This window comes from Capnocytophaga sp. oral taxon 324 str. F0483 (assembly GCF_000318315.2).
GTDB classification, from domain to species: Bacteria; Bacteroidota; Bacteroidia; order Flavobacteriales; family Flavobacteriaceae; genus Capnocytophaga; species Capnocytophaga ochracea.
In genome coordinates this window covers 22,243-29,003 of record NZ_KB291480.1, presented here as the reverse complement: position 1 = coordinate 29,003, position 6,761 = coordinate 22,243, and the positions used below count along the sequence as shown (strand labels likewise).

The window sequence follows — 6,761 nt, the reverse complement described above, 5'->3', positions numbered from 1 at the left end:
GTGACGGAAAAGGGAAGTAATGACGAATGAACGAGAGGCGAATGACGAGGAGCGAGTGACGAAAAAGGGGGAATGTGTCGACGGAAAAGAGAAGGGATAATTAGGGAATTGGCAAATTAGAAAATTAGTAAATGGGAAGGTGTGAGGTCTTAGGGCATAGGTAATAGGGAGGTGGCGGAAAGAGGAAAGGCGGGTTGGAGAATTAGCAAATTGGCAAATTTGGAAATTAGCAAATGGAAAAGAGGTTAAGAAATTCGGAGAGGCTCAGGAAAGGTGTAAACGGTGAGAGAAACTTATTAAGGGACTAGACTCTAAATTGCTATAAAGTGGAATAAGAAAAACGGTGGGATTCTTTGTTAATTGAAAATTATATCGTACTTTTGTACTTTAAACATCATTAAAACTAAGTATGAATCTGAAAAATATATCGTTTAAGAAGCTACTTACACAAGGCGGTCTTGCGCTTGCTACCCTGCTATCACGGTTGTTAGAAGGCTGTATCGCTTTGGCTTCGATGGTATATAAATTACTACGTTATGCCTTAAAAGTGCTCTGGGCGGTATTTATCTTCGCTTTGCTTATAATTCCTTATGGTATTTTTAGACTTTACCAAGTATATAAGAATAGAAAAAACGCTCCGAAAAAGGAACAGGAACAGATAGTATATACGGGCAACATATTCCACCGCAGTTGGCAATGGTTGCGGGCTAAACCTTATCAGTTTTACCTCAAATGCATAGGTATACCGATTGGGATAGGCGTAGCAGGTATACTGTTGCTCATCTTGTTAATTTACTTTGGGGCTTTTGGCAGGTTACCCTCAGAGGAGGATTTGAAAGAGTTGCGCCAATCGGAAGCGAGTCTTGTTTACGATTACGAGAACCAATTGATAGGGAAATTTTATATCTTCGACCGTACTAAAATAGAATACAAGGACTTTCCTCCTTATCTTATCAACGCACTTATCGCTACCGAAGACGAGCGTTTTTACTTGCACAAAGGGGTAGACACGAAGAGTTTGTTTAGGGTTTTCTTTAAATCACTGCTTTTGCAAGACGACTCATCGGGAGGGGGAAGTACTGTTACAATGCAGTTGGCTAAAAATATTTATGGGCGTGGACAGCGCTACGGGAAACTTTCGATGCCTATACACAAAATCAAAGAGATGATTATAGCCCGACGCATAGAAAAGGTATACAGCAAGGAGGAAATCTTGACGCTTTACCTCAATACTGTGCCTTTCAGCGATAATACTTACGGGATAGAAAGTGCGGCGCAACGATTCTTTGACAAATCGGCGAGGGACCTTACGCTTAATGAAGCGGCTACGCTTATCGGTACGCTTAAAGCGACGAACAGCTATAATCCGCGTACCTCACCCAAGCGCAGTGAAGAGCGTCGGAATGTGGTGCTGGCACAGATGAAGAAAAACAACTTGCTGACCGAAGACGACTTTAAAGTTCATACAAGAGACACTCTTAAAACTACGGCAACTACGGCTGAAAAAGATGGTGTAGCGCCTTATCTTGTAGAACAAATACGCTTACTATTACCTGAACTGCTGAAAGACGTGAAGAAGCCAGACGGTTCGGCTTATAATATCTATAAAGATGGATTGCGCATCTATACGACCATTGACAAGACAATGCAGGAGTATGCTGAGAAAGCAGTGGAAAAGCATTTGACATCGTTACAACAAGATTTTGAACAGACTTATGGCAAACGTGCTCCTTGGAACTTGGACAGTGACTGGTTTAAGGAAGAAGTGAAGAAGTTGCCTGCTTATAAAGAACTTGAAGAGCAAAAACTCCCGGAAGCGAAGATATGGGCGAAGCTGAGTGAGAAGAAGCCGATGGATTTATCTTTCTATACCGAAGACAGTATCAAAAGGCATAGTACATTGGACAGTTTGTCGCGTTTTATACGCATATTAAACACGGGATTTGTGAGTGTAGAGCCTCAAACGGGGGCAATTAAAACTTATGTGGGTGGAGCAGACTTCCGCTACTTTAAGTACGACCATATCCTACAAAGCCGTCGCCAAGTGGGCTCAGTTTTTAAGCCGATAGTATACGCTACTGCCTTAGAGATGGGAATGCCTGTGTGCACGCACTTTTCGCCCTTGCCTTTGACCTATGCTGATTACGAATATTGGACGCCACGCAACGCTTCTAAGACTGACGATGACCCTAACATATATTACTCAGTATGCAAGGGATTGCGAGAATCGTTGAACACCATAGCTGTACAAACGCTCTTTTATGCGGGGCTAAAGAATGTGATAAAGAAAACACGACAGTTAGGCATCACTTCTCCCCTACCGAATGTGCCTTCGATAGCATTGGGTTCGGCTGAACTATCGGTGATAGAAGTAGCTAAGGCTTATACGGCTTTTGCGAACAAAGGAGTGCCTGTAGAGCCTTATTTTATCACCCGAATAGAGAACAAAAAAGGAGAAGTAATATGGGAACGCAAACCTAAGGTTTTAGCTCCTGCACTGAGTGAACGCACTGCGCAAATAATGATACAGATGATGCGCTCGACCGTGAACGAAGGTACCGCATCACGTATGCGTGGACAATACGGACTTACCAATGACCTTGCGGGTAAAACAGGTACGACCCAAGACAATAAAGACGGTTGGTTTGCGGGAATGCTCCCCAACCTTGTAATGATTACGTGGGTGGGTAACGACCAGCAGATAGGTTTTAAAAGTACGCGTTTGGGACAAGGAGCTAACTCGGCATTGCCTATTGCTGCCTTATTTGTATCGCAACTGAACCGCAACAGCAAGTATAAAGACCTAACGCGAGCTACTTTTAAGGTAAGCGAAGAGATACGTACGGAGGTAACTGAATGTGAGCCTACTGTACGCGAAGGTTTCTTTGACCGCCTTTTGAGCAGTACTGCCAAAGATACCATAAGAGCAGGAGATGTGCATTATCGGATTTATGAGCGCAAAGGTAAGCTACACAATGTGGAAGATGAGGAAGATATATCGGTAGACGATGTGGTAAATCCTGCAAATGCACCTGCACCAGCACCAAGCACTCAAACAGCTACACAGGAGGGAAAAGAAAAGAAAAAAGGGCTTTTGGATAGGATTTTTAGTCGTAGCACGACAGGCGATTGAATGAGGAAATTAGGGAATGAGAAAATTAGCAAATGAAGGAAATGAGGAAGAATAAGATTTTAAGAGAGGCAATAAAATATTGAGATAACTAAAGACTAACAAATTAAAACTAATATAGATGAAAAGAATAGTATTTTTAATGGTGTCGTTCATCTTGATGACACCTTACATAAACGCACAAGAGAAAAAGAAGTTTGCTGTGAGAACCGTTGCTTTTTACAACGTTGAGAACCTTTTCGACACGATTAATGACCCTCATAAGTTTGATGATGACCGTACTCCTGAGGGAGCTGACCGCTGGACGAGTAAGGTGTATAACGACCACGTACACAAGATAGCCAAAGTAATTTCGGAAATAGGAAGTGATGTTACCAAACACGCCCCCGATATAGTAGGTCTTGCCGAAATAGAAAACGAAGCGGTAGTGAGAGACCTTATCAATACCGAATATTTGAAGAGATATAATTATGGGATTGTACATTACGAATCACCCGACGCTCGTGGGGTGGATGTAGCTCTCATCTACAAAAAAAGCGTGTTTAAACCTACTGCTTCATTTCCACACCCTTTATACCTCACCAAAGATGACGGGAAGCCTCTTTACACTCGCGACCAACTGTTAGTAAGTGGTGAATTGGACGGTGAAATGATTCATTTTATAGTAAACCACTGGCCTTCGCGTTTTGGAGGAGAAGCTAAAAGTAGACCCAGTCGTGAAAAAGCGGCGGATTTGAACAAGAAAATTATAGATTCACTTCTCAGCAAAGACCCTAATGCTAAGGTGATAGCAATGGGTGACTTTAACGACGACCCTATTAACTCAGGCTTTAAGAATGTGTTAAAGACCAAAGACAAAAAAGAAGATGTAAAACAAGGAGAGCTATTTAACCCTATGGAGGCTATGCTGAAAAAAGGAATGGGAACGTTAGCCTATCAGGACGGCTGGAATCTTTTTGACCAGTTTTACTTTACTTATGATTTGCTAAAAGAAGACAAGAATAGTTACCGCTATTGGAAAACGGGGATATTCAATCGCTCGTATTTGGCTAACCCCAAAGGGCGCTATAAGGGATATCCTTTCCGCAGTATGAGCAATGGTAATTACACTTGGGGATATTCTGACCACTTCCCGGTGTATATGTACCTTATCAGAGAACTGAAATAAGGAAATAAGAATATTTATGTTAGCAATTGAGAGGCTACCCGAAGAGTTTAAAATATTTTTGGGTAGCCTCTCGAACTTTTCTATTCTTCTCTCACCTCTGTTGTCTCCTGAGTAGGTGCTTCTATAGGTGCTGCACTCTCAGGCTGAGGTGCAATTACAGGAGGCTCTTGCTCCTGTAAAGGTCTGTTTTTAGAAAGTTTAAAACCTACACCTACCGAAATAGCAAAGTAATAACTTTGAGCGTCTTTAAAGTTTAGATAAGGTGTAGGTTCTTGATTGGTGAGAGGCGATAGATTGGTAGAAAAACGACCGTCTACCGTAAGTATAATTTTAGGAAATTCCCACATTACACCTCCTCCTAAATGCAAATTCATCACAACACTATTGAAATGTGAGGTGATATCATACTTTTCACTGTATTGTTTCTCGGAATAAGAGGCTAAAAGTAAGAATTTAGGAGCTACTCCTATTTGTCCAAAGCCCCTAAATTTCTTTTTACCTTCTATTTGTAGTAAAATAGGTACTTCCAAGCAATCAAAACGAATAAAATGACGGTCGGATAGTTTTAAATCAGAACCTTCGGGACGAAAAGGAATAGCTTCGCGTTTGTACATCATTTCGGGTAAGAATACCCAATAGGTCTTGAGTGGAAGGCGGAAGAATACGCCTGTATTAAAAACTCCTGAATGCCCAAAATACTCTATATTATAGCTTTCATTGGCTGTTTTAGGAGTTATAACGCTCACCGTTGCCAAAGGATTATTAAGTTTTACCCCTATGGCTGTCTGAGAAAAACCGAGTGTAGCAACACTCAAAAAAACGATGGTGATTAAAAAACGTTTCATAATATATGTTGTTAAAAATTAAAAATCTTGTTCTTGTGATGTATTCACCTCAGCAGGAATACTATCATTAGTAATAATTGGGAGCTCTTCTTGGGGAATAGTTCTCATCTTTTTAGAGAGTTTGTAGCCTACAGAAACCGTAAAAGCTACGTGATGAGTCTTGATGTGTTTTAAATTTATATCAGGAGTGCCTTTCTTAGAAGTAATAGGTGTAAAACTATTAGAAAGCCTTGTTTGAAAAAGCCATATCCACCGCTCTTTATCTAATATTAAGCCTGCTCCTAAGTGCCAATTCAGCACCACAGGATTAAAAGATGATTGTACTTTATAAGTTATATCCCCTCCTTCTGGTTGGTCGGTTTCATAAACTGCACGTACTAAAAACTTTGGCAATAAACCTACTTCTCCAACAAGTCTTAAAGGAGCTCCATTTGCTTCCCATTGAAAACTCACATCAATATAATCCCATTCATAACTCGCGTGTTTATTAGGACTCCAAGCACCAATAGTATCTTGCTTTTTCTCTTCCTCTAACTGTCGGTTTCGGTAATACCAAACACCTTCTCGTTTATACAATACTTCTATTTGTAAATGCCATCGGTTTTTGAGGTGAGTGCGGACAAAAACACCCGAACTTAATAAGCTAGGGTAATAGCCTGGAGGAAAAAGTATAAGAGGTTCTGAAAGTGTAATACCTCCCTCTATATTACTTTTTACAGCACTTGTAAAGTTTCCTGTATTGTAAGGCGACGCTACTTTTATCCCTATAGCCGTTTGTGCAAAACTGAATGTAGTAACACTCAAAAAAGCAATGGCAGTTAAAAAACTAAAATTCTTGTTTTTGTGGTGTATTCACCTCAGCAGGAACACTATCATTAGTAATTGTCGGGAGCTCTTCTTGGGGAATAGCCCTTTCTAAAGGCAATGCTTTCTTTTTAAAAGGTTTGTAGCCTGCGCCTAAAGAAAACGCAAAATAATAGCTTTGTGCCTTACTGAAATCAATATCAGGGGTGTTCTTTTTAGAGGTAAGTGGTGTAAGGTTAGTAGAGAGTCTTCCATCAGCAGTAAAAACCCAATCTCTTCTGTTCCATAAAACACCTCCCCCAACATTTAAATTGAGAACAACCTTATTAAAAGAGCTCGTAACATTATGGTCGCCTCTTTCTAAAACAGCAGAGTACTTTGCTGAAGTTAAGAATTTAGGAGACACTCCTAATTGAGCAAACCCTCTTACGGTGCGCTTTCCTTCCCATTGTAACAGGATAGGAACCTCAGCATACCAAAATTTATATACTCCGCGATCAGAGAGAAGTTCTTCTATTGTTTCCTCTTGATGAAAAAACCAAACCCCTTCACGCTTGAACAACGCTTCGGTTTGTAGCGCCCAATGTGTTTTTAGAGGTATTCGCATAAAAGCTCCTATATTAAAAGCCCCTATATAAAACTCACCAAAAATACCTCCTCCGTTTCTAATCCCCTTAGGTGTATTTACAATTTGATGTTTCATTACATTAACTGCTACAAACGGATTAGCAACTTTCACCCCTACGGCTATTTGGCTATAGCTAAATGCCGAAATAGTTAAAAGCATAGCAGTAATTAAAAAACGTTTCATAGT

5 protein-coding genes are annotated in these 6,761 nt (G+C 40.5%); 2 read left to right on the top strand and 3 right to left on the bottom strand.

Going from position 1 to position 6,761, the window contains the following annotated elements; all coding sequences use genetic code 11:
- Positions 1-409 precede the first annotated feature (409 nt).
- A complete protein-coding gene (locus HMPREF9072_RS00385) occupies positions 410-3,133 on the top strand; it encodes a penicillin-binding protein 1A (protein ID WP_009409962.1) in 2,724 nt (907 codons plus the stop codon).
- A gap of 118 nt (positions 3,134-3,251) precedes the next feature.
- Positions 3,252-4,298, top strand: coding sequence for an endonuclease/exonuclease/phosphatase family protein (locus tag HMPREF9072_RS00380; RefSeq protein WP_009409960.1), 1,047 nt, complete (start codon positions 3,252-3,254; stop codon positions 4,296-4,298).
- 80 nt (positions 4,299-4,378) lie between these two features.
- On the opposite strand, the gene HMPREF9072_RS00375 is transcribed toward HMPREF9072_RS00380, so the two are convergent.
- The 3 genes from HMPREF9072_RS00375 to HMPREF9072_RS00365 are packed head-to-tail and all read right to left on the bottom strand — an operon-like array spanning position 4,379 to position 6,758.
- Positions 4,379-5,143 carry a porin family protein gene (locus tag HMPREF9072_RS00375; RefSeq protein WP_009409959.1) on the bottom strand — a complete coding sequence of 255 codons (765 nt, stop codon included), beginning with the start codon at positions 5,141-5,143 and terminating at the stop codon, positions 4,379-4,381.
- Positions 5,144-5,161: 18 nt separating this feature from the next.
- Positions 5,162-5,947, bottom strand: coding sequence for an outer membrane beta-barrel protein (locus HMPREF9072_RS00370; protein ID WP_009409958.1), 786 nt, complete (start codon positions 5,945-5,947; stop codon positions 5,162-5,164).
- 22 nt (positions 5,948-5,969) lie between these two features.
- Positions 5,970-6,758, bottom strand: coding sequence for a porin family protein (locus tag HMPREF9072_RS00365; RefSeq protein ID WP_009409957.1), 789 nt, complete (start codon positions 6,756-6,758; stop codon positions 5,970-5,972).
- Positions 6,759-6,761 lie beyond the last annotated feature (3 nt).